The 22,275-nt window shown below is 73.2% G+C and carries 20 protein-coding genes; 10 read left to right on the top strand and 10 right to left on the bottom strand.

Going from position 1 to position 22,275, the window contains the following annotated elements; genetic code table 11:
- Window positions 1-7 precede the first annotated feature (7 nt).
- On the bottom strand, window positions 8-544 hold the full coding sequence (locus ACEZDG_RS02915) for a hypothetical protein (RefSeq protein ID WP_380501859.1): 537 nt from the start codon (window positions 542-544) through the stop codon (window positions 8-10).
- Between the two features lie 251 nt (window positions 545-795).
- Here ACEZDG_RS02915 and ACEZDG_RS02910 point away from each other — a divergent pair, with 251 nt between their 5' ends.
- The 3 genes from ACEZDG_RS02910 to ACEZDG_RS02900 are packed head-to-tail and all read left to right on the top strand — an operon-like array spanning window position 796 to window position 3,181.
- Complete coding sequence (locus tag ACEZDG_RS02910; RefSeq protein ID WP_380501857.1) at window positions 796-1,326, top strand: hypothetical protein; 531 nt, start codon at window positions 796-798, stop codon at window positions 1,324-1,326.
- A gap of 23 nt (window positions 1,327-1,349) precedes the next feature.
- Window positions 1,350-2,519 (top strand): sensor histidine kinase, encoded by a 1,170-nt coding sequence (locus ACEZDG_RS02905; RefSeq protein ID WP_380501855.1) that lies wholly within the window; start codon window positions 1,350-1,352, stop codon window positions 2,517-2,519.
- Window positions 2,516-3,181: a response regulator gene (locus ACEZDG_RS02900; protein WP_380501853.1), complete on the top strand. Its 666-nt coding sequence runs from the start codon at window positions 2,516-2,518 to the stop codon at window positions 3,179-3,181. The genes ACEZDG_RS02905 and ACEZDG_RS02900 overlap by 4 nt, the downstream gene beginning before the upstream one ends.
- A 15-nt stretch (window positions 3,182-3,196) precedes the next feature.
- Here the strand turns inward: ACEZDG_RS02900 and ACEZDG_RS02895 are convergent, their stop codons facing one another.
- Entirely contained in the window at window positions 3,197-5,047 is a 1,851-nt protein-coding gene (locus tag ACEZDG_RS02895; protein WP_380501851.1) for a SpoIIE family protein phosphatase, read from the bottom strand.
- Window positions 5,047-5,727, bottom strand: coding sequence for a class I SAM-dependent DNA methyltransferase (locus ACEZDG_RS02890; RefSeq protein ID WP_380501849.1), 681 nt, complete (start codon window positions 5,725-5,727; stop codon window positions 5,047-5,049). The genes ACEZDG_RS02895 and ACEZDG_RS02890 overlap by 1 nt, the downstream gene beginning before the upstream one ends.
- A 200-nt stretch (window positions 5,728-5,927) precedes the next feature.
- Here ACEZDG_RS02890 and ACEZDG_RS02885 point away from each other — a divergent pair, with 200 nt between their 5' ends.
- Window positions 5,928-6,050, top strand: a complete 123-nt coding sequence (locus ACEZDG_RS02885) for a 50S ribosomal protein L36 (protein WP_380501847.1) — start codon at window positions 5,928-5,930, stop codon at window positions 6,048-6,050.
- Here ACEZDG_RS02885 and ACEZDG_RS02880 read toward each other — a convergent pair.
- From ACEZDG_RS02880 to ACEZDG_RS02850, 7 genes are all read right to left on the bottom strand, one after another.
- A complete protein-coding gene (locus tag ACEZDG_RS02880; RefSeq protein WP_380501845.1) occupies window positions 6,041-7,693 on the bottom strand; it encodes a thiopeptide-type bacteriocin biosynthesis protein in 1,653 nt (550 codons plus the stop codon). The genes ACEZDG_RS02885 and ACEZDG_RS02880 overlap by 10 nt on opposite strands.
- A gap of 7 nt (window positions 7,694-7,700) precedes the next feature.
- Complete coding sequence (locus ACEZDG_RS02875; RefSeq protein ID WP_380501843.1) at window positions 7,701-9,557, bottom strand: TOMM precursor leader peptide-binding protein; 1,857 nt, start codon at window positions 9,555-9,557, stop codon at window positions 7,701-7,703.
- Entirely contained in the window at window positions 9,554-11,110 is a 1,557-nt protein-coding gene (locus ACEZDG_RS02870) for a hypothetical protein (protein ID WP_380501841.1), read from the bottom strand. Before ACEZDG_RS02870 ends, ACEZDG_RS02875 begins: the two co-directional genes overlap by 4 nt.
- Window positions 11,107-12,219: a lantibiotic dehydratase C-terminal domain-containing protein gene (locus tag ACEZDG_RS02865; RefSeq protein ID WP_380501839.1), complete on the bottom strand. Its 1,113-nt coding sequence runs from the start codon at window positions 12,217-12,219 to the stop codon at window positions 11,107-11,109. Before ACEZDG_RS02865 ends, ACEZDG_RS02870 begins: the two co-directional genes overlap by 4 nt.
- Window positions 12,216-14,756 (bottom strand): lantibiotic dehydratase, encoded by a 2,541-nt coding sequence (locus tag ACEZDG_RS02860; RefSeq protein ID WP_380501836.1) that lies wholly within the window; start codon window positions 14,754-14,756, stop codon window positions 12,216-12,218. Before ACEZDG_RS02860 ends, ACEZDG_RS02865 begins: the two co-directional genes overlap by 4 nt.
- Before the next feature lie 101 nt (window positions 14,757-14,857).
- A complete protein-coding gene (locus tag ACEZDG_RS02855; protein ID WP_380501834.1) occupies window positions 14,858-15,037 on the bottom strand; it encodes a thiazolylpeptide-type bacteriocin in 180 nt (59 codons plus the stop codon).
- A 170-nt stretch (window positions 15,038-15,207) separates the two neighbouring features.
- Window positions 15,208-15,588 (bottom strand): DUF5997 family protein, encoded by a 381-nt coding sequence (locus ACEZDG_RS02850; protein WP_380501832.1) that lies wholly within the window; start codon window positions 15,586-15,588, stop codon window positions 15,208-15,210.
- Window positions 15,589-15,643: 55 nt separating this feature from the next.
- On the opposite strand from ACEZDG_RS02850, the gene ACEZDG_RS02845 reads away from it, so the two are divergent.
- From ACEZDG_RS02845 to ACEZDG_RS02820, 6 genes are all read left to right on the top strand, one after another.
- Window positions 15,644-16,384: a LysR substrate-binding domain-containing protein gene (locus ACEZDG_RS02845; RefSeq protein ID WP_380501830.1), complete on the top strand. Its 741-nt coding sequence runs from the start codon at window positions 15,644-15,646 to the stop codon at window positions 16,382-16,384.
- Between the two features lie 467 nt (window positions 16,385-16,851).
- The gene (locus ACEZDG_RS02840) at window positions 16,852-17,925 is read left to right on the top strand and encodes a phytanoyl-CoA dioxygenase family protein (protein ID WP_380501828.1); all 1,074 of its coding nucleotides are present in this window, start codon (window positions 16,852-16,854) and stop codon (window positions 17,923-17,925) included.
- Window positions 17,907-19,220 carry a DUF6271 family protein gene (locus ACEZDG_RS02835; protein WP_380501826.1) on the top strand — a complete coding sequence of 438 codons (1,314 nt, stop codon included), beginning with the start codon at window positions 17,907-17,909 and terminating at the stop codon, window positions 19,218-19,220. Before ACEZDG_RS02840 ends, ACEZDG_RS02835 begins: the two co-directional genes overlap by 19 nt.
- Window positions 19,217-20,461 carry an alanine racemase gene (locus ACEZDG_RS02830; protein ID WP_380501824.1) on the top strand — a complete coding sequence of 415 codons (1,245 nt, stop codon included), beginning with the start codon at window positions 19,217-19,219 and terminating at the stop codon, window positions 20,459-20,461. The genes ACEZDG_RS02835 and ACEZDG_RS02830 overlap by 4 nt, the downstream gene beginning before the upstream one ends.
- Window positions 20,446-20,982, top strand: a complete 537-nt coding sequence (locus ACEZDG_RS02825; protein WP_380501822.1) for a GNAT family N-acetyltransferase — start codon at window positions 20,446-20,448, stop codon at window positions 20,980-20,982. The genes ACEZDG_RS02830 and ACEZDG_RS02825 overlap by 16 nt, the downstream gene beginning before the upstream one ends.
- A gap of 5 nt (window positions 20,983-20,987) precedes the next feature.
- Entirely contained in the window at window positions 20,988-22,226 is a 1,239-nt protein-coding gene (locus ACEZDG_RS02820) for an MFS transporter (RefSeq protein WP_380501820.1), read from the top strand.
- The last annotated feature ends 49 nt before the right edge of the window (window positions 22,227-22,275 follow it).

The following is a 22,275-nucleotide window of genomic DNA, read 5'->3' as shown; positions in this document are numbered from 1 at the left end:
GCCCAGCCTATATCCGCGCGTCCGCGTAGCCGCTGGAGACGGACTGCAGGCGGGAGGCGCGGACGGCGAGTCCGGCGGTGCGGGTCACCAGCATGGCGACGGCCATGAAGATCAGGGCGTCGGTGATCGCGGCGCCGCTGACCTGGTGGGCGATGCACCAGTGGGTCAGCTGGCTGGGGAACCAGTGCGCGGAGCCGTAGGAGAAGGCGGCCCTGGCCCCGATCACCAGGATCCACAGCAGCGCGTACGGTCCGGTGGCGCGGCTGACCGGCTTGCCGGTGCTGGGGCTCCGGTAGACGTGCATCAGGCCCAGCGCGGCCAGCCCGCCGAGCAGGCCGGCGGCGATCGCGGCGAGTTCCACGGACAGGCCGGTGCCGTGGGTGACCGGGCTCTCCAGGAACAGCGGGATGATGGCGCCGGCGATGACCAGGGGCCGCAGGATCCGCATCGGGCCGATCTTGCGTGCGCTGCCGAGGTCGGTGTGCAGCACCGCGGCCAGCACCGCGCCGTTGACGATCATCGCTTCGGTGAGTTCGGACAACATGGTGTCTCCCTGGGGGTCGGTCTCTGGCTGATGGCCCAACCTTCGCGGCATCCGCCCGTCCTCGGATCGGCCCACGGGCTGGTCCCCGGTATGAGCCCGGCGGGCGGTCTGGTACCAGGCGGGCGTCCGGGACTCCACCCGTGCCTCAACCCCCGGGCCGACGTCCTGGTACCGCCCCCGTCCGTAGCGTCGGACCTGTCGCCACCAGGCCGGTCCTCGGTCGGGGAGGCGTGGAGGAAGAGGAGGACACCGTGTCCGGATTCGAGATCATCGCCGTGGTCGCCGTCGTCGGCTACGTCATCTACCAGCAGCTGAGCGGCCAGCTGCTGCGGGGCAAGCGCGTGGTCATCCTGCCGGTGGTCCTCACGGTGATCGGGTTCACCGACCTGACCGGCGGCGGCCGCCACCTCAGTACGGCCGACATCGCCTGCCTGACCGTGGGCGCGGCCGGCTCGATCGCGATCGGCCTGGCCTTCGGGGCGATCACCCGGCTGGAATCCCGTGGCGGGGTGCTGTGGGCGAAGCTGCCGATGCGCGGCCTCTGGCTCTGGGGCGGTCTGGTCGCCTGGCGCGGCGTCGTGTATGTGCTGGCCACCGCCGTGCACGCCCCGGTCGCCGCGTCGGCCACCACCCTGCTGTTCACCCTGGGCCTCAACCGGCTGGCCCAAGCCGCGGTGGTGGTGCCCCGTGCCCTCGCGGCCGGCATCCCCTTCGCACCCGAGAAGGACGGCAAGTCGTTCATGTCCGCGTCCTTCGACCGCGGGCGCCGGGACCAGCGGTGACGGTGCGGCGTCATACTGAGGCCATGCTGCGCTCAGTCGTCTGGTTGGCCCGTGCGGCCGGGTTCGCCCTGGTCGGGCTGCTGGCGCTGGTCGGTCCGCCGAAGGGCTCCGCGTCGGTGGCGGTGCTGATCGCGGGCTACGGCCTGCTCGGCGCGGGGCTCGCGGCATGGGCGGTGGTCGATCTGCACCCGGCCGCGGCGCGGTACCGCCCGACCGCGCTGCCGGTGATCCTGGGGATGATCGCCGTCGTCGCCGGGTTCGCCTCCGCCGTCGGCGGGGGCGGCGCCGCGATCGTGGCCTTCGCGGCGGCGGCGACCCTGTCCGTGGGCGGCGACATCGGCTTCACGGCGAGCCTGGCGGTCACCGCGGCGGGCATCCTGGCGATCGAGGTCGGCGGGGTGGTCTTCGACGAGGGGTACGGCACGCTGCTGGGCTTCCCGATGCTGCTGGTCGTCGGCCTGCTGGTGGGACGCAACCGCGGTGCCTACCAGGTCCAGGCCCGGCAGTCGGCGGCGCTGCTGGCCCAGTACGAGCGGCTGCAGGAGCAGCAGCGCCGGGCCGACGTGCTGGACGAGCGCACCCGCATCGCCCGCGAGATCCACGACGTGCTGGCCCACTCCCTGGGCGCGCTGGGGATCCAGATCCAGGCGGCCCGGGCGGTGCTGGAGGACCAGCGGGACGTCGAGCGCGCGATCGAGGTCCTGACCACCGCCCAGCGGATGGCCTCCGACGGCCTGGTCGAGACCCGCCGGGCGGTCCACGCGCTGCGGGTGGACACCCTGCCGCTGAACGAGGAGCTGGCCCGGGCCGTCGACACCTACCGCCGGCGCTATGGTGTGGCTGTCGCCTTCGCCACCGGCGGCACCCCCGCACCGCTGCCGCCCGAGGCCACGGTCGCGCTGCTGCGCACCGCCCAGGAGGCACTGATCAACGCCGCCAAGCACGCCCACGGGCACCCGGTCGAGGTGCGGCTGGACTTCGAGGCCGGTCAGGTCCGGCTCAGCGTGGTCAACGGCCTGCCCGAAGGGCGTGCGGCCGGGCCGCGGGGCGCCGGCGGGGTGGACGGGGGCTACGGGCTGACCGGGATGCGGGAACGGCTGCTGCTGCTCCACGGCACCCTCGCCGCCGGCCCGGACGACACCCGGTGGACCGTCACCGCCCGCCTCCCGCTCGCAAAGGACGCCGCTCCATGAGCACCGCCCCCGTGCCGCTGCGCATCGTGGTCGCCGACGACCAGGCCACCGTCCGCGAGGGCCTGGTGCTGCTGCTCGGCGGACTGCCCGACATCGAGGTGGTCGCCGCCGCGGCGGACGGGCAGCAGGCCCTGGAGCTGGTCGCCGAGCACCGTCCCGACGCGATCCTGCTCGACCTGCACATGCCGGTCCTCGACGGCATCGGCGCCACCCGGCGGCTCACCGCCGAACACCCCGACGTCGCCGTCGTCGTGCTGACCACCTACCTGGACGACTCCTCGGTCCTGGACGCGCTGCGGGCCGGTGCCCGCAGCTACCTCACCAAGGACGCCGACCGCACCGACATCGCCCGCGCCCTGCACGCCGCGGCGGGCGGCCTGTCCGTCCTCGACCCCCGGGTCCAGGCCACCCTGCTCGCCGCGACCGGGCCGGCCGCGGCCGCCCCGCAACTTCCGCCGCCGCCTTCGCCGGACGGTCTGACGCAGCGTGAGGTCGAGATCCTGGCCCTGATCGCCCAGGGGCTGACCAACCCCGAGATCGCCGAACGGCTGTTCCTCAGCAACCACACCGTCAAGACCCACATCAACCGGATCTTCGCCAAGACCGGCTCCCGCGACCGCCCCGCAGCCATCGGCTACGCTCACCGCCACGGCATCGTCTGATCCCGACGGGGTGCGCTACGGGCTCCTGTCGAGGATCTGCTGTTCGAACCAGACGACCTTGCCGGTGCTCAGGCGGGTGGCGCCCCAGCGCTGGGCGAGCCAGTCGACCAGGAAGAGGCCTCGGCCGCCCTCGTCGCCGGGTTGGGCGTGGCGCATTCTGGGCACCTTCGGGGAGTCGTCGCTCACCTCGCAGCGGAGCATGTCCGTGCGCAGCAGCCGGAGCGTGATCGGCCGGGAGGCGAAGCGGACGGCGTTGGTCACCACCTCGCTGACCATCAGCTCGGTCGAGTCGAGCATGGAGTCGAGCCCCCAGCGCCGCAGGGTCCGCCGGGTGAGCCGGCGGGCCCGCTCCGCGGTCTGCGGGCGCGGGTCCAGGAACCAGTAGGCGACATCGTGCGAGGGAATGCCGTCGAACCGGGCGGCCAGCAGGGCGATGTCGTCGTCCCGGCCGCCCGGCCCCAGGATGCCGAGGACCTGGTCGCAGAGCTGCTCCAGGGGCGGGGAGGCGAGCGCCGCCGCTGCCGCGTGCAGCCGGTCGCACAGCAGCTCCACGCCGGTCCACACGTCGCGGTCGCGGGACTCGACCAGGCCGTCGGTGTAGAGCAGCAGGGTCGCCCCGGCGGGAGCGGGGAGCTCCACCGACTCGAAGGCGACGCCGCCGACGCCGATGGGTGCGCCCGGCGGGATCCACAGCACCTCGGTGCGGCCGTCCGGGTGCAGCAGCACGGGCGGCGGGTGGCCGGCGTTGGCCACCAGGAGCCGGTGCGACACCGGGTCGTAGATCGCGTAGAGGCAGGTCGCCATGTGCTCGCTGCCGAGGCGCTGGGCCTGTTCGTCGAGGTGGTGCAGTACTTCGTCGGGGGGCAGGTCGAGTCCGGCCAGGGTCTGGACGGTGGTGCGCAGTTGGCCCATGATCGCGGCGGAGGTCATCGAGTGGCCCATGACGTCGCCGACCACCAGGGCGACCCGGTTGCCGGGGAGCGGGATCGCGTCGTACCAGTCGCCGCCGACCCGGGCGGTCTCCGAGGAGGGCAGGTAGCGGCTGGCGAGCCGGACGCCGGCGGGTTCCGGAAGCGAGGAGGGGAGCATCGCGCGCTGCAGCGCGTCGGCGACCGAGGCCTCGCGCCCGTAGAGCGCGGCCTTGTCGAGTCCCAGCGCGGTGTGGGTGGCGAGTTGGGAGGCGACGAGCAGGTCGTCGGCGGTGAAGGCCGGCCGGTCCGTACCGCGCAGCAGCACGATGGCGCCGAGGGCGCGGTGGCGGCCGTACAGCGGGGCGACGATCAGTCGCCGGTCCTGCGGCGGCGTCCCCAGCGCCCGTGCCACCGGGGCCAGTAGCGCGGCCACCGTGGGCGCGGTCCCGGGTGCGTCGCCGAACACCGGCCGGCCGGCCCGCAGTAACGCGGCGAGCTTGGCCGGGACGGTCAGGTGCTCGGACGCGGCGGCGCCCAGCGCCGCGTGCCGGACGGCCTGCGGCGGCGCCCAGGGCTCGGTGGCGTCCAGGTCGGCGAGCGTCTGCTCGGCCTGGTGCAGGCGCAGGTTCAGCGGGGCGGCGGCCGAGGCCGACTTCTCGCCGCCGACCGGCAGCGGGTCGCAGAGGTAGGTCAGTATCGCGTCGGCGAACGCGGGGACGGTGGTCAGCCGCAGTTCCCCCAGCGTCTCGTCCAGGTCCAGACCGCGGGCGATCCGGCGCGTCGCCGCGTCGACGTACCGCAGCCGGTCGGTCTGCGGTTCGGTGACGTGCGGTTCGGCGGCGCAGGCTGCTTCGCCCCAGTCGGGCTCGGACCGGGGCGGGGCGAAGGGGACGTCCAGGTCCCGCAGGTCCACGAACGCGGCGGCTGCCGCACCGGGGCGTTCATGGGGCCCCATCAGGCGCTTCGCCTGCAGCGTAGGAAGATCTGCTCCTCCGGCGGCACGTCCGCGATGGCCGGGGCGTAGCTGTAGGAGGACTCCGCCACGATCTCGAAGCCCGCCTCCTCGACGACCTTGCGCAGGTCGTCGCGCAGGTACCCGGACACCCGCACGGTGTTGCCGAGGAACGGGATGGCGAAGTCGTCCACGTCGGCCTCCACCATGGAGAGGGCGAACAGGCCCTCTGGGAGCAGCAGTTGGTGGATCGTCCGGAGCACCGTGGGTATCTCGGCCCGGGGGAGCATCAGCAGCGAGAAGAAGGCGACGACCGCGTCGAAGCGGCCCAGGTCCGGGTCGCCGCCGGGCTGCACGTCGGCGACGTCCAGCTGGTGGAACCGCGCGGCCGGGACGTTGCGACGGGCGAGCTCCACCATGCCGCCGGACAGGTCGACGCCGACGACGTCGAGCCCTCCGTCCGCGAGCTGGCGCGCGGTCGGCAGTCCGGTGCCGCTGCCGAGGTCCAGCACCCGGGATCCGCCCGCCAGGGCCCCGATCAGCCATTCACCGGCGGCGAGCTGGCCCTCCTTGTGCGGGAAGGCCTCGTCGTAGCGGTCGCCGATGGCATCGAAGGCCTCGGCCTGACCGGAATGGTCGAGCCGGACGTTCTGATGACCGATTCCGCTGTTCGCGCCACCCATGAAGCTCTCCCCTTGACTGAGTCATGCCAGAGTACGACCGCATCCTACTGGACCGGCTGATGCTGGATGGCTGAACTTGACCTTAAACGACCCGAGTTGGCCGGAGGTGAGCGGTATTCCGCATCGTCGCCGGAATACACGTCTCTGCCCCTTGGTTGTCATGGCCATAAAGACCCGTGACGAGGAGCAGGGAGACGCCGATGAAGGTCCGTAAATCGCTTCGCGCGCTGAAGGCCAAGCCGGGCGCGCAGGTCGTCCGCCGCCGCGGCCGGGTGTTCGTCATCAACCGGCGCGACCCCCGCTACAAGGCCCGTCAGAGCTGAACCAGGCGGCCCAGCGGGAGGAGGTACTGGAGCGGCTGGTCCAGGTCGTCCAGGCCGAACAGTTCATGGGCGAGATCGTCGTGGAAGCCGCCCAGCGGGGTGGTGGCCAGGCCCAGCGCGGCGGCGGTGAGCAGCAGCGTCTGGGCCAGGTGGCCGGCTTCCAGCAGGCCCAGGCGCAGCGCCCGTAGGCCGTAGCGTCGGCGCAGCAGGCCGAGGTCCAGGTAGAGGCCCAGCAGGGCGGGCACCCGGTCGACGCCGATCCCGTCGGGATCGTCGGAGGCGCGGGTGAAGTACGAGGAGAGCGGCTTGATCTCCTCGACGGACGGCGCCGGGCCGACCGGTGACAGCGTGCGGCGCAGTGGGACGCACTGGTAGGTGCCCGCGGGCAGGCCCGCCACGTCGAGGGCGATCAGGCGCAGCCGGACGGTGTACAGGGCGCCCGCGCTCGGGTAGGGCCGATGGCTGAGCAGGTGTCGGCCGCCGTCCGCCGTCTGCCGCTCGGTGCGGTGGCTTTCGGCGTGCGAACCCCAGAGCAGGGTGCCGAGTTGCCCGGCGGTCAGCGGGCCGCCGAGCGGGCCCCGCGCGGAGGTCCTGGCGGTGAGCGCGGCCCGCAGCGAGACCTCGGGCAGCGGCTCGGCCGGCAGGTCGATCTCCGCCGGGGCCTGGCTGCTGTCGCCGCTGCCGCTGTCGGGCGAAGGCGGCAGGGGGCGCAGGGCACTGTCCTCGGGGCGCCCGATCTGGAACTTGCTCCGCTCCAGGTACTGGCGGTCCGGCGCGCGGTGCCCGGTGGGGAAGAACGAGGGCGGTTCGCCGGCGTCCAGCAGGGTCCTGGCGACCAGTCGGCAGACGGCCCGCTCCTCGTCGGGGGTGACCCCGAGCCGGTTGAGCAGCATGTGCAGTTGGGACCCCCACACCCACAGCAGCCCCGCCTCGGAGACCGTCCCGCGGAGCTTCTGGTCGGCGGCCCGGACCTGCTCCGCCCAGTCGTTCAACCAGGGCGCGGCGGTGCGCTGCTCCAGGCCCGCCCACAGGGCCCGGGCCCGGTCGACCAGGGCCCGGTGCTGCGCGGCGTAGACGGAGTTGACCTTGGCGTGCACCAACTCGCCTGGCAGCAGTGAGACGTCGGTGATCCAGCGCCAGCCGGACGCATGCCGGCGCAGCCACTGCGCGGCGGCCAGCGGTTCCAGGCCGAGGGCGAAGGCGGTGGCATGGCAGGCATCCGCCGCAATGGTCAAGCGGCTTGTCCGTTCCCCGATCTGGCGCAGGGCCTGCACCGCCACCCGGGAGGAGACGACGAAGACCTCCTCGGCCACCGGAAGGGCCCGCGGCCCGCCGTACCGCTCGGTCTCGGGGACGTAGGGCACCGCGCGGACCTCGGCGTGCTCCGACGGCCACGGGCCGTTGCCGGCGGGCCGTTCCTTGGCCAGCCGGGCCAGGGCCACCGGCAGTTCGGCGGCAGCGCCCGGGCTCAGCCCGCGCACCCGGACCCGCAGTTGGGGGCCGTCCTCGCCGTAGCGGATGAAGAACCACTCGGCATCCTCCAGCAGCGGGGCGAGGTCCTCCGTCAGAAAGGCGTCGGTCTGCTCGGTGTCGCAGTGCAGGAACAGGTGGAGACTGTGGAAGCCGAGAGCGTCGTCCGTCATGGGATTCCTAGGGGAACGGGTGCGGATGGATGGCCAACTCGTGGTAACGAAGCGGCTGTTGGACCCGGCCCAGCCGGTAGGGCACCTCCAGCAGCCGGGGCAGGCCCCGGGTGCGGTGGTTGACGTGCCCGAAGGTCATCGGCAGCGAACCGGGCACGATCACCTTGACGCAGTGCAGGCCGAGCCGGTCGCGGATGCCGGGCTCGTCCTGGCTGACGGCGATCACCTCCAGCCCCTCCCCGGACAGCCGTCGCACGGTCTCGCCCAGCAGCGCGGTCAGGTCGGCCACCGGCGTCGGCGCTCCCGGCCAGGCCTCGCGCCAGTCGAGCTCCCGAGCATCGGCGACCAGCGCCTCCAGCCGCCCCTGGGCCTCCGGGAGGGTGCCCAGGCCGACGTGGTCGTCGAGGGAGACCACGAGTTCCGGCTGCTCCAGCATCGGGCGCAGCCGTTCCGGCGCACGTGGGCGTCCCGGGTCGAGGGCCCGCGCGGCCGACTCGTGGACATTGGTCACCACCTCGGCGACCGCCGAGCGGATGGCCGCGCGCGGGTCGTGGTGCGCCCCGGCGGCCAGGAACGCCCGGGGCGCCGCCGGATCGTCGCCCCGGTAGCGGCAGACGGCGACGACGGCCGGGATGCCGAAGTCGTTGCCGGCGTCCAACAGGGTCAGCCGGTAGCCCACCAGGGCTGCCCTGTCGGCCAGTTGGGCGACCACGGGATCCTCGGCCGGTACCGCGATCCGACGCAGCGGGGTGGCCGCGTACCAGGCCATCAGGAACGCGTCCCGCTCGGCGACCTCGAACAGGCCGTAGAGGGCGGCCTCCTGGGGGCTGTTGCCCAGACCGCACCCGTTGGAGGACTCATAGACCACGCGCGGACGGTCCGGGCCGGGCACGTCCCAGTAGGCGACATGCTCCGGCACGGCGACAGCGCGCCCCCGGGTGAGCGACCAGCCGTGCACCCAGTCGAGTGCCAGCTGCGGGGTGTACGGCACGGTCCGCGAGGCGGGATGCCCCTGGTGGGCGGGGTCGGGCAGGCCGAGCCGCTCGGGATCCACCGCGCGCTCGCTGCCCAAGGACTCGAACGAGGCTCGCAGCACGGTGCGGTGGCCGGTCGGACGCATCCCGGCGAGCCGTTCCACACCCTCGAAGAGAGCGATCCGCTCACTGCTGTCGAAGTCGGTGGCCCGGCCGTACCCGCCGTCCTCCACCAGGCGGCCATCGGTGACATAGGCGCTGGTGAGGCTGAAGACCGACTGCTCGGAGCGGACCAGCCGACGGACCGGACCGAACCGTTCGTCATACAGAGCGGCCCGCAGTCCGGCCTTGTCCGTAAGGGAGTTGGCAGCCCGCAGCACCTCCGGATCGGGCAGCGGCCGCGGGACGGCGGGGACGGCGGCGTCCTCCGCGGAGTCCGGCGGGAGCGGACGGCAGACCGCACAGCCGCCGACCGGGCGGACCCGATGGGTGGACCAGGTGGCCCGGCCGTTGTGCACGACATGGACGGTGGCGCCCGGCTCCTGTTCGGTGCCCTGCAGCAACTCGTCGGCCAACGCCGCGATGCCCTCCTCCAGGGCGGGGGAGGGCAGCCCGGCCAGGGCGAGGGCCGGGCTGCGCCAGGGGACGCGGCCCCCGGCGGTGGCGAGGCGCTGGTACTCCGCGCAGCACAGACAGGCTGCCGCACCGGGCCGCAGCACCGGGCCCACCACGGTCAGCGCGCCGTCGAGGCGGACCGGGACCTGGACCACCGGGTGGGCCAGCGCATGCCGGCTCAACTCCTCGGCCAGGCCCAGCGTCCACTGCTCCAGCAGCACCATGGCGGTGCCGCTGGTGGCGGCCAGGGCGCCCTTGGCGTCCAGGACGATCACGGGGTGCTGCCCAGCAGGGTGAAGCCGCAGCCGTGCAACCCGGCGGCTACGGCCCGTGCGTCCGCGTCGGCGGGCCTCCACGGCACCGGGCGCAGTCCGGTCAGCCGCCGCAGGGCCGCCTGGAAGGCCAACTCGCGGGAGGCGACCCCGGCCAGCCACTTCATGGTCCAGCCGTCGTCCTCCCAACCGGCGAACTCCGCCCCGGCGGTGGCGATCGAAGCCGACGCCCCGCTCGGCCGGCCGGTTGTCCCCGTGCCCGCCGACTGCGCGGCTGCCGTCGCCGCCAGCGCGGCGAAGGCCGCGGCGTCCCCGGCGGTCGCCTCCACGGCCCGGCCCAGCAAACGACTCGAGGGGTCGCGCACGGCGGCGTGAAACCCGGAGGAGCCCCGGACCACATGCAGTCCGGCCTGCACCCCCAGCCGCCCGGTGAGGGTGCTCCACCAGTGGCGGGCCTGCGGATGCGCCGACCACTGCTCCTCCGGCACGGTTGCACCGGCCGCCGGCGGCCTGCCCATGGCCGCCTGCCGCAGCGCGCGACCCCAGGCGTGCAGGGGGTCCACTCCCACTGTCGTACCCAGCCGGAGTTCGGCCGCCCGGCACATCGCGTCGAGCCGGGCCAGATCAACTCGCGCTCCACCGGCGACAATCGGGCCGCAGGAGGCCAGCGCCGCGGGCAACTGCGGCAGCGCAGCCGGTAGCGCCGGGGCCAGCACCCCGACCAACTCGTCACCCAGGGCGGCCACCCGCCGCAACGCCTCGGCGAGGGTGCCGGGCGGCGCCACTTCCGCCGCACGGTCCGGATCCAGCAGATCGGGGCCCAACCAGCAGTGGTACTCGGCCTGCAGCGGCCGTGCGGTGGCCAGCAGAACCGCGGGCCGCCCCGGCAGCAGGCGCTGATCGTCGCCCTCGTCGGCGGGGTCGGGCGACCCGGCGACGGCGCAGAGCAACCGCTGTGCGGCAGCACCGGCGATCAGCGCCGTCAGGGCCGTCCCCGGGGCCGCCGCGGAGTCCGCCCCGAGCCGGGCGTCCAGCGCCGCAGCATCCGCCCCCGCCTGCTCCGGGCTGCCCGGGGCGGTGACGAACGCCGCCCGGCCGCACCACCCGGCAGCCACGGCGACCTGTTGTGCCGTCAGGACGATCTGCCCGGCACGGGCGGTCCCGGAGGCGACGTACGAGGGTGTGGCCCCGCCGCGTGCCAGCGCCCGTCCGGCGGCCTGCGCCAGGGGGCTCGACGGATCGGGCGCCAGCACCCGCCACTCGGCCGAGGCAACGGCACGCAGCCGCCGCGCCCCGGTGTCGTCGTCCGCCGCCACCAGAAGGTCGTGGGCGTGCAGTTGGGCGACGATGGTGCCGAGCGCGGCACGCACCTTGGAGTCGACGGGAGCCTGCCCCGACAACAGGACCTGCTCCAGCATCCGCCACAGCGCCGGGAGCGCGCGGCTGCCCTCCAGGGTGACGCTCGACCGCCGCCCGCGCAGGTGGATGCCGTCGCTGAGCAGGGTGACGGCGACCCCCGGCCGCAACCGCCAGGCAGCCAGATCGTCCAGGCTCATGAGGCACGCTCCACGGCCTCGATGATGCCGGCCACCTCGGTGCGCCAGTCGTGCCCGGTGAGCACCGGGACGGCCCGGACCACGAGGTACGCGGCCAGGTAGCGCTCCAGCGGCAGCACGTCGCAGATCGTGAAGAGCCGGTACAGGGCATTGGTGCACGCCCGGTGGACCAGGTAGTCGGGGCGGCTCCACATCCTACCGTCCGGGTCGGAGCGCCGGAGCAGCTGGTGGAACTCGCTGTACCGCGTGCGCAGTTCGCGGTCCCAGCGCTGCGCCGCCGCGGCGTCACCCGTGGCGGCGGCCCGGACCCGGTACTCCTCCGGGTCGCCGCTGAGGTTCGCCCCGGCGGCCAGGCGGCTCTCGGTGAGGCGCCAGGCGGACGCGGACCAGGCGGCCCACTCCCGCTCCCAGCCGCTGCCGCCGCCGTCCGCGATCCGTCCGACCAGCGCGGTCACCGTGGCGCCCGCGCTCTGCCAGTGGCGTTCGAAGACCTGCCGGAGCCGACCGTCGCCGTCCTCGTGGAGCAGGAAGTCCTCCAGATGGGAGACATAGGAGTAGTGGCCGCCGACCAGCCCGCCGGGGTGTGCCGCGGCGTGGGCCGCCAGCGCGGCCACCGCGAGCTGCAGCCGCGCCGTCGAACCGTCGCCGTGCTCGCCGAGGAACTCCGAGCCCGCACGCAGCGCGGGCAGAGCCGACCCCAACAGGTCCTCGCGCAGCGCCACGCCGTCGTCCCCGATCAGCGCCCGCAGCCCGGCATGGTCCACCTGCTCGACCCGTACGGTGTTGTCCGGCAGGACCGGCCCGTACGGCGGCGCGATCAGCTCCGCGCGACCGGCCTCGGCCGCCTGGGCGAGCAGTTCCTCCGTTCCCAGCGCGCTCACTGACGGATGCTCGGAAACCCACCCCCGCACGGCATCCACAGCTTCCGCCACATGGTCCTCCGACCCCCGCAGCCGCAACCGCAGATGCGGGCCGTGCAGCCAGTGCCGCTCCACATGGACGGCCAGCCCCTGCGCCGCGAGGCTGTCCGCGAGCGGGAGGAACGCGCCGCGCAGCAGCGGGCCCTTGACCGGCCGGTAGTAGTAGGCGACCACATCCTGAGGGGTCATGACGGCAGCCCTTCGCGGTAGGTCTCCACGACGAGTTCCACGGCCCGGGCCGCGACTTCCCGTCCGCCGGGGGCCGGCAGCGCCTCCTCCAGGACCGCGCCGCCCGGGTGGCGGGAGAGCCACTTCGCCAGCGAGCGCAGGTGCAGCGCGCTGCCGAGATCCACGAACTGCGGCTTGGGACGGCCGAGACGGGTGAGGAAGTCCTCGGTGGCGTTTCCGTCCAGGGGAGCGGGCGCCGGGTGCAGGAAGAGCTGCTCGGGCAGCTCCAGCAGTGCTCGCCAGCGGGCGGTGGCCGCCACCGGTATCCCCTGCTCGGCGGCGAGGTCGGCGCGGAGCGCCCGCACCACACCGGCCGGCAGGTGCCAGCGGCGCCGCTGCAGCACCAGGTGGCGGTGGCGCAGCCGAGGCGTGCGGACCACCCGGCCGCCGGGAGCCTCGCTGCTGGACCGCGGGAGCAGGGAGGCGAAGTCGACCACCCCGTTGGGGTGGTCGGAGAGCAGCGGCGCGATCCGCCTCGGCAGCATGATCGGGGCCAGGAAGCCGCCGTACAGCACCTCGAGCAACTCGCCGGTGGCGCGCAGCCGTAACCGCACCTGGTCGCTCGCCTCGTCGTGGACCAGGTCCACTTCGGGCTCCCCGATCGAGGTCCAGCGGCGGTCGGGGCCGATCTCGTCCGGGACCAGCAGCGGATGGAGATTGGCGTTGAAACCGCCGACCGGGCGGACCTGGACCGCCCTGGCGCCCTCGCCCAGCCCCCGGCGGATCTGCCGGGCCACCTCGGCCCCGGCCTCCGGCGCCATCGATCCGAGGAAGCGGCTGGTGAACCTGCCCCAGCCGCCGTACACATGGTTCACGCAGAGCAGGCCGTCCGCGGTGCCGCGCTGGAGGAAGTACGAGTAGCTCAGCGGCCGTTGGACCATCCAGCGCGGCAGTCGGTCGCCGAGGCCGCGGACCAGGTCCGCGGGCAGCACCGCGTCACCGCTCCCCGCGCCGTGTGCGGCGTCGATCAAGTCCTGCCGCAGCGGCGCGAGTTGCTCGTCCAGGGTGACCTGCTCCCAGGCCTCGGCGACCTCCGCGCCGAACTCCCACGGATGCCGGCAGACCCCGCCGCTTCCGTAGCGCGCCACAAAGCGGTCCCGGACCAGCCGCCGCAGCTGATGCCCCAGGTCGAAGAGTTCGGCCAGCGCCGTCAGCTCGCCCAGCGCCTGCTGGTCGGCACGGTCCAGCAGCCCGTCCAGCCGGACCGGCTCGGCTGCCACCACGTCCTCGGACAGCACGTTCAACGGAGCGGCACCCGTGGGCACCGGCCGTCCCGCCTCGGCCAGCAGGGTGTGCCAGCGCTGCGACAGGTCGGCCAGCAGCGCGGGACGCCGGGCGGGCTCGGCTGTCGCGAACGTCCTGGTCCGGGCGGCGATGTCGTCGATCTGACGCACCAGTGCCGCCTGGTCCGGGTCGTCCCGGAGCCACTGGGCCAGGCGGGTCAACGGGTCCTCGTCCTGCGGGTCCACCGGCTCGGTGGGAACCAGCAGACCGGCCTCGGTCAGCCGGCCCAGGAACGCCATGGCTGCTGCCGCCGACGGAGTGTTCAGCGCCGCCGCCAACTCCTCCAGGCCAGTGGGCTTCTCGCAGCGCGCGTCGATCAGTCGCAGCGGGCCGCTGAAGACCAGTCCGACCTCGTCCTCGGTGGTGACCAGGTAGCGGCCTCCGGCGAACACCACCCGGCTGCCGGCATAGGTCGCGCGGCCGTCGGCGACCTGGGCGCTGCTGGCCATCCGGTGCGGCAGCGACCCACGGCGGTGCGGGTCGTCCAGCAGCGCCTCGGACAGGGCGCTCACCAGCGTCCGATTGACCTTGACCACCGAGGTCAGGGCGTCGGCCGGGAGTCCGGCCCAGGCTCCGGGCCCGCCGTGCCGGGGGGCGTCGCCGGGCAGGCGGCCCCAGCCGACGGCGGTGAACCAGGAGAGCGGGCTGGTCTTGGTACTGGCGCGGAGCACGTGCCGCAGCACCCCGGGCTCCTCCTTGCGGGCCTTGCGGTCCTGGCGGCCGGTGCCCGCGCGCTCCACCGCCCGCAGCAGGTCGGGGCTGGTCAGGGCGACGGCGCGGAGAAGTGCGGGCTCGCGGCAGAGGGCCGCCAGCGCGTCGTGCTCGGCGTTCAGCGCGGCCTCGGCGACGGCGGGCAGTCCGCTGAGCAGCGCGGCCCTGCGGTCGCGCAGGGACAGCCAGCGGGCGAGCGGTGGAATCCGCTCGGGGAGGTCGCCGAGTCGCGCAAGCAGCGCGGGCCGCGGCTCGCGCCCGTTGTGCAGCGCGCGGCGCAGCGGCAGTACCACCTCGCGGTGGAAGTCGAGGGAATGGCCGCTCCGGCCGGCGTACAGGCCGTCGCGGAGTTGCGGCAGCAGGGCCGCCGTCTCGGCGTCCAGCGCGGCGAGTCGGGCCAGTTCACTGCGGAAGGCGGCGGCGGACGGGCTCTCGGCCGGATGCCGCAGCACCGTGGCGCGAACCAGGGCGTACGGCGCGGAGCAGACCGTGTAGTGCGGCATGGCAGTAACCCCGTTTCCCGTCGAACGGTCGCGCGACGGTCACGGGTCCGCACGCAGCTGTCGTGCGGACCCGCGACCGTCAACAGCGTTCTACGCTGCGGTTACTGCGCGAGCGGGGGCACCTGCGCCTGGGCACAGGAGGACGAGCCCTGGCAGGAGCAACTGCCCCAGGAGGCACCGGTCTCGGGGAGCGCGACGGTGTCGCGCATGGAGGTGACCGTGAGGTCGCTCAGGTCGAGGTCCTGCAGGTCGAAGCTCGGGTTCGCGGTGGTGTCGGACATGCTGTTCTCCCTGGTTGATGGGGGGATGTAGCCGAGGTGCACCTTGAATCGAAATCGACTGTATGGCCACTAACAGGCTTGCTGGGCGGATAGCCCAGAAAATTGCCGATAGTTCAGTATCCTGGCGGAAATGAGGCCTCGAATACCTGAAGTGCCGGAATGCGGCGGACCTACTTCTTGCTCTTCTCCTTGAGGCGCAGCGCTTCCTTGCGGACCTCGGCCTGCGTGGCGCGTTCGTGCTGCAGCCACAGCGGGTTCTCCGCCTTCAGCGCGTCGATCTCCTCCGTGGTGAGGGCGTCGGTGACGCCGCCGCGGGCGAGCCCGGAGATGGAGACACCCAGCTTGGTCGCGACAACCGGCCGGGGGTGCGGGCCGTTGCGACGCAGCTCGACCAGCCACTCCGGAGGGTCGGTCTGCAGCGTCTGCAACTCCTCGCGGGAGACGACGCCCTCCTGGAACTCGGCGGGGGTGGCCCCCAGGTAGACACCGAGTTTCTTCGCCGCTGTCGCGGGCTTCATGGTCTGGGTCGTCTTCGGCTTGAGCGATGTCATAGCCCTAGGGTATCGAGCGGGAGCCGGGCCCGATCACGCCCGGTAGCCTGGCCAGGTGACAGATACGGATGGACCCTCGTCATTCCGGCTGGCGTACGTACCGGGAGTGACGCCCACCAAATGGGTGAAGGTCTGGAACGAGCGCCTGCCGCAGGTCCCGCTCGCGCTGGTCGCGGTGCCGGCCGCCGCGGGCGCACAGCTGCTGCTGGACGGCGGCGCCGAGGCCGGGCTGGTCCGGCTGCCGGTCGACCGGACCAGCCTCAGCGCGATCCCGCTCTACACCGAGGTCACGGTGGTGGTGATCCCCACCGAGCACGCGCTGGCGGCGGCCACCGAGGTGATGGCGGAGGACCTGGCCGACGAGATCGTGCTGCACCCGCTGGACGACACCCTGGAGTGGAGCGGCGCCCGCCCCGGGCTGCCCGCGCTGGAGCGCCCGGCCACGACGGCGGACGCGGTCGAGCTGGCGGCGGCGGGGGTGGGCGTCCTGGTCGTCCCGCAGTCGCTCGCCCGCCTGCACCACCGCAAGGACCTCACCTACCGGCCGGTCGCGGACGCCCCCCAGTCGCAGGTCGTGCTGTCGTGGCCGCAGGACAACACCACCGACCTGGTGGAGGAGCTGATCGGTATCGTCCGCGGGCGCACGGTCAACAGCTCCCGGGGCCGCGCCCAGCCGGCACCGGAACCGAAGCAGAAGGCCAAGCCCAAGCCCAAGCAGCAGCCCAAGCCCCAGCCGGCCGGCCGTCGCGGCAGCCCCAAGCCCGGCCGCCGGGGCAAGCCGGGCCGTCGCTCCTGAAGACCGGCAGCTGAGTACTGCTTCGGATCTTGACTCATGGCCATCAAGGGTGTCAAGAGTGGGCAAATCAGGCCAGAGGTCTGGCTGACAATCCACCATCGACACGTTCTGAGCTGCACATTTACCTGAGCATGGCGAATTGAACACACAACCTCCGTAAGTGGACCGTTGACGCCAGGACTTGGTCTAGTCCAATTTGGTGGGGCAGGAGATCCACGAGTGAAGGAAGGGACGAAAGCACAACGTCCCCCACTGCCCACGCATGAACCGCCGCAGCGTCAGCCCGTCGTGGGCTGACCGGCGCTTCGCCGTCGACCAGCCGTCCCGCCTGGCCGACGTACCCATGTCGATTCCACGTTGACGCCGAGGCCCGCTCTGCCGCCCTCGGCGCGTGCCGCGCTGACCTCCGACCAGCCGTCGCTGCGTTCCCGCCCGGCCTCAGTCAGTCTCGAACTTTGGAGCGACCCATGCCGACGCCTGACAACTACCTGTTCCGCTCGGACTCGGACGTCCCGTACTTCAGCTCGGACGGCGAGCAGTACTTCGCCCCGACCCCCCTCCGTGACCTGCAGAAATTCCGCCCGCTGCGGGTGCTGTCGGAGGAGGACCTCTCCTTCTGGCAGACCTACGGCTACGTCGTCGTGCGGCAGGCGATCCCCGCCGCCGCCGCGGCCCGGCTGCTGAGCTTCACCTGGGACTTCCAGGGGCTCGACCCCAGCCGTCCGGACACCTGGTACGAGGACCGTCCGTTCCGCACCGATCTGGACCGTGAGCTGCACATCTACGGGTTCGTCGAGGCGTACCACCACCAGTTGATCTGGGACAGCCGGCAGACCCGGCGGGTCTACGACGCGTTCGCCGACGTCTGGGACTGCGAGGAGCTGTGGGTCACCCTGGACCGGCTCAACCTCAACCCGCCCAACGTCAGGAACCGCGACCGGGCCCTGATCGCGCCCACCGACCGGGGTTTCGACATCGAGTTGCACTGGGACGTGGACAGCACGCTGAGCGTCCTGCCGCAGCGGGTGCAGGGGCTGATCGCGCTCAATGACACCACCCCCGAACTGGGCGGATTCCAGTGCGACCCGGAGCTGTTCCGGCAGTTCGACCCCTGGCGGGTGGCTCAGCCGGCCGACCGCGACCCGATCCGGCCGCAGGTGGACCGGGAGCTGATGCCGGTGGTGCGACCGCAGTTGCGGGCGGGCGACCTGCTGATCTGGAACGGGCTGCTGGCGCACGGCGTGGCCCGCAACACCTCGGCGGACGGGGTGCGTGCGGTCCAGTACCTGTCGATGATGCCCGCGCTGGAGTCGCACCAGGAGTTGCGCCGCTCCCGGGTGGAGTCCTGGCGCCGGCTCAGCACCCCGGAGTGGAACGGAACCCTGGTCGGCGACATGGACAAGCACGAGTCCCTGCGTTACGGCACGGCGGAGTTGAACAGCCTGGGCCGCAAGCTGCTGGGCCTGGACTCCTGGCACGACGACCGCGCCGCCCTGGCCGACCGCGCCGAGGAGGACCGCGCATGCGCCGTATCGGTCTGACCCTCCCCACCAACCGGCCCTGCGCCGGGACGATCGCCGCCGTCCACCAGGAAGCGGCCTACGCCGCCGCGCACTTCGACGTCGAGGTGCACCTGCTGGTCCTGGACTCCTCCGACGCCTATCCCGAACACGGCGAAGCCCTGCGCCAACTCCCCTCCGTCCCGCACGTGGTGACGCACCATCTGGACGAGTCGGCGCAGCGCGCCTTCCTCCGCGGCGTGGTCGAGCGGGCCGAGCCGGCCAAGCCCGACCTGGTGCTCGACCTGATGCTGCCGGACCGGCTCTCCTACGGGGCCTGCACCAACCGGGCGTTCCTGATCGCCCGCGCACTGGGCTGTGTCTCGGTGCACCGCCGCGACTCCGACAGCCGCTACCAGCAACTGGACGGCGTACCGGTCTTCCCGATCCAGCACGAGCTGGCCTGGCTGGGCCGCCCCGCCGCCGAGGCGGCGGCAGAGGTCACCGAGAGCGCCGTGGACCCGGACCCGGACGCGGACCCGGGCCTGGCCCGGCGTCCGGTGGCGATGGTGGCCGGCTCCTTCATCGGCGAACTGTCGGTGGACATCGGCGAGGTGCGGCAGCTGGACCCCGAGGTCTACCACGACCTGGTCAGCCTCTGGGCCCCGCCGCAGTGGACCGCGGAGCAGAAGCGGGAGCTGGTCGCCGAGTCCTTCCGCGGCGCCGGCACCGAGCCGTTCCAGCACGACCGCACCAGCCTGGGGCTGGTGGACCCGATGCGGGTGGACATGTGCAACATCAGCTTCCAGCAGATCCAGGAACTGGTGCCGCTGCCGCCCGCGACCGACACCATCGGCAGCGACTACTTCCTGATCCACCTGGTGTACGACGCCCGGCTGCCCGGCGTGCTGCACAACCGGCACATCGTCAACTACTACACCCCGGAACGCCGCACCGATGCCGGATTCACCGCCTACCAGCTGCGGCTGGTGAAGTTCTTCCTGTCGATGCTCTACTTCAACCACGTCTACGCGGCGATGACCGCGGCGGGTGAGTCGCTGCTCGACGGCCGGGGCCTGGTCAGGCCCGGGACGATCGCCGGACTGCTGCGGGAGAGCGCCGGCCTCGACCAGGGGGAGAACCGCTGGCGGCTGCGCCGCCTGGACACCTGCTACCGCCGACTGGGCGGCAGGTACGCCGAGTTCGCCGAGCTGCTGGCCGCCCGCGGACCCCGGCTGCTGGCCGAGGCCCGGCAGGACATCGAGGACTTCGCCCTGCTGACCGAGGCCTGGGGCCCGCTGATGCAGGCCGCGGCCCGGTCGGAGTGGAACGGATGACCCACGGGAGTGCGCTGCTGCGCGCCGCCCTGGCCGCCGCCGACCAGGACCGGATCATCTTCGACCTCGACGCGGTCGAGCGGCGCTATGCCGCCCTGCGGCGTGAACTGCCGCAGGTGGCAGTCCGCTTCGCGGTGAAGGCCTGCCCGGTGGACGAGGTGCTCGCCGCCCTGGCCGGACGGGGGGCCGGGTTCGACGCGGCGAGCCCGCAGGAGATCGGGCAGGCGGTCCGGGCCGGTGCCCGGTCCGGCGAGGTGCACTACGGCAACACCGTCAAGTCCGACCAGGACATCGCGGACGCCTACCGGCTGGGCATCCGCGACTTCGCCACCGACAGCCTGGCGGACGTGGCCGCGATCGCCGTCCACGCCCCCGGCAGCCGGGTCTTCTGCCGCCTGGCCACCAGCGGCGAGGGGGCACTGTGGGGGCTCAGCAAGAAGTACGGGTGCTCACCGCGGGACGCGCTGCGGGTGCTGGGCGCGGCCCGGGCGGCGGGCCTGGTGCCGGCCGGCCTCTCGGTGCACGTCGGCTCGCAGCAGATGACCACGAGCGCCTGGCAGGTCGCCTTCGACCGGCTGGCCTGGACACTGGCGGCGCTGAACCGCCGCGGCATCCATCCGGACCATGTCAACCTCGGCGGCGGCCTGCCCGCGCTCGGTTATCTCGACCGCCGCGGGCGGCCGTTGGAACCGGCCCTGGACGCGATCCTGGCGGTGATCCGGCAGGGCGTACGGCAGTTGCGGGAGGTGTCGGCCGGGCCGCTGGACTTCGTGATGGAGCCGGGCCGGCACCTGGTCGCCGACGCGGGCGCGATCCGGGCCCGGGTCGCCCGTTTGACGATCCGTCAGCAACTGAACGGGGCACGGGAGTACTGGCTGTTCCTGAGCTGCGGAAAGTTCAACGGCCTGTACGAGATGGACGCGCTGCAGTACCGCCTGGTGTTTCCGACCCACCCGGACCCCACCCGCCCCGGCGCGGACTCGGTGCCCGCGGTGCTGGCGGGGCCGACCTGCGACAGCGACGACGCCTATTCGCCCGAGCACGCCCTGGTCCCGGTGCCCCGGGCGCTGGCCTCGGGCGACCCGGTCTGGGTGCTGTCCGCTGGCGCCTATGCCACCAGCTATCTGACGCAGGGCTTCAACGGCTTCCGGCCGCTGGAGCACAGCTGCGTCCGGGGCGGGCCGGAGCAGTGGACGCCGGGCGTGGACCTGTCCGAGGAGGCGGCATGGGCGACAGTCTGAGCGTCCGTCAGATCGAGGAGCAGGACTGGGAGGAGATCGTCCTGCTGGAATCCCGGGCCTACGCCCCCCTGGGGCTGTCGGAGGAGCGGGCCGCGCTGGAGTCACGGGCGGAGGCCTCGCCCACGACCTGCTTCGTACTGGCGCGCGGACCGTCCGTCGCCGGATACCTGCTGGCGCTGCCCTACCCCAGGTTCCGCTACCCCGGTCTCGGCCGCCCGGAGCGCGCCGGGTTCCAGTCCGACAACCTGCATCTGCACGACCTGGTCGTGGCGGACCAGTGGCGCGGCCAGGGGTTCGCCGGTCTGCTGCTGGGCCGACTGCTGGCGGTGGCACGGGAGCGGCGGCACGCCCACCTCTCCCTGGTCGCGGTCGGCGGCAGCGGGGCCTTCTGGTCCCGGCGCGGCTTCCGCTCCCACCACGAGGTCGACCCGCCCCGGCACTACGGCGACGACGCCGTCTACATGTCCAGACCGGTCGGCGACCCGCCGGACGGTCCAGCAACGCACCACAGAGGAGACTGACCCCTATGCCCCGCATTCAAGACGACTTCCGACGAGGGCAGTTGGCAGTTGCGGCGCTGTTCTTCTCGCTCGGGTTCCAGTACGCCAGCTGGGCCTCGCGGATCCCGGCGATCAAGGCGCACCTGGGCCTGAGCGCGGCGGAGGTCGGGCTGCTGCTGATGGCCACCGGCGTGGGCGCGGTCGCCTCCTTCCCGCTGGTGGCCTGGCTGATGCGGCGGCTGGGCTCGCGCCGGCTGTCGCTGCTGTCGGCGCTGTGCCTGGCCCTGCTGCTGCTGGCGATGGCCGAACTGCCGGACTATCCGGTGGCGTTGCTGGTGATGTGCGTGGACGGGGTGCTGGTCGGCGCGCTCAATGTGTCGATGAACGCGCAGGGCGCGGCACTCGAGGTGCGGTTCAAGCGCAACACCATGGCCAGGCTGCACGCCACCTTCAGCGGCGGTTCGCTGGTCGCCGCGCTGCTGGCGTCGGCCATGAACCTGCTGACCTCGTCGGTGCTGCCGCACTTCCTGGTCGCGGCGGGCCTGCTGCTGGCGGCGCTCGTCGGGGCCCGCCCCGGGCTGCTGGCCGAGGACGCGCCGGCCGAGGCGGCGGGGGAGCCGGAGAAGACGGAGAAGGAGAAGAAGAAGCGCAGTTGGACGCTGCCGGCCCGGCTCACGCTGTGGCTGGGCATCGCCATGGCCTTCGGGACCATCACCGAAGGGGCGATGAACGACTGGTCCTCGCTCTACCTCAAGGAGGTCGCCAAGGCCTCGGCGGAGCTGGCGCCGATGGGCATCGCGGTGGTGTCGGTGATGATGGTGCTCGCCCGGCTGCTGACCGACGGCTGGCGCAGCCGCTGGGGGGACGGGCCGATCGTCCGCACCGGCAGTGCGCTGGCGGCGCTGGGACTTGCGCTGGCCCTGCTGGTCGGCGGCGTGGTGCCAGCCCTGATCGGCTTCGCCTGCGTGGGCCTGGGCGTGGCCGCGGTGACGCCCTGCGTGTATGTCGCCGCCGCGGCGCAGGGCTCCGACGCGCTGACGCTGGTCGCCACCATGGGGACGGTCGGCCTGCTCGGCGGGCCGCCGGTGATCGGCTTCGTCGCCAACGCGGCCGGCCTGGTCTGGGGCATGGGCGCGGTGGCGCTGGCCGCGCTGATCGTGTCCCTGTGCGCCACCCGGATCAGCTGGCCCGCGGCGCCCGGGCGGGAGACCCCGGAACCGCAGCTGCTGGCCCGTGCGGAGCCGGCCCAGGCGGACGCCCACTGACAGCGCGGTGTGCTGCGGCCGTCGAACGGCCACAGCACACCGGGGTTGA

The organism is Streptacidiphilus alkalitolerans (assembly GCF_042511045.1).
GTDB lineage: Bacteria > Actinomycetota > Actinomycetes > Streptomycetales > Streptomycetaceae > Streptacidiphilus > Streptacidiphilus alkalitolerans.
The sequence above is the reverse complement of the archived record's forward strand: the minus strand, read 5'-3'. Positions and strand labels throughout refer to the sequence as shown.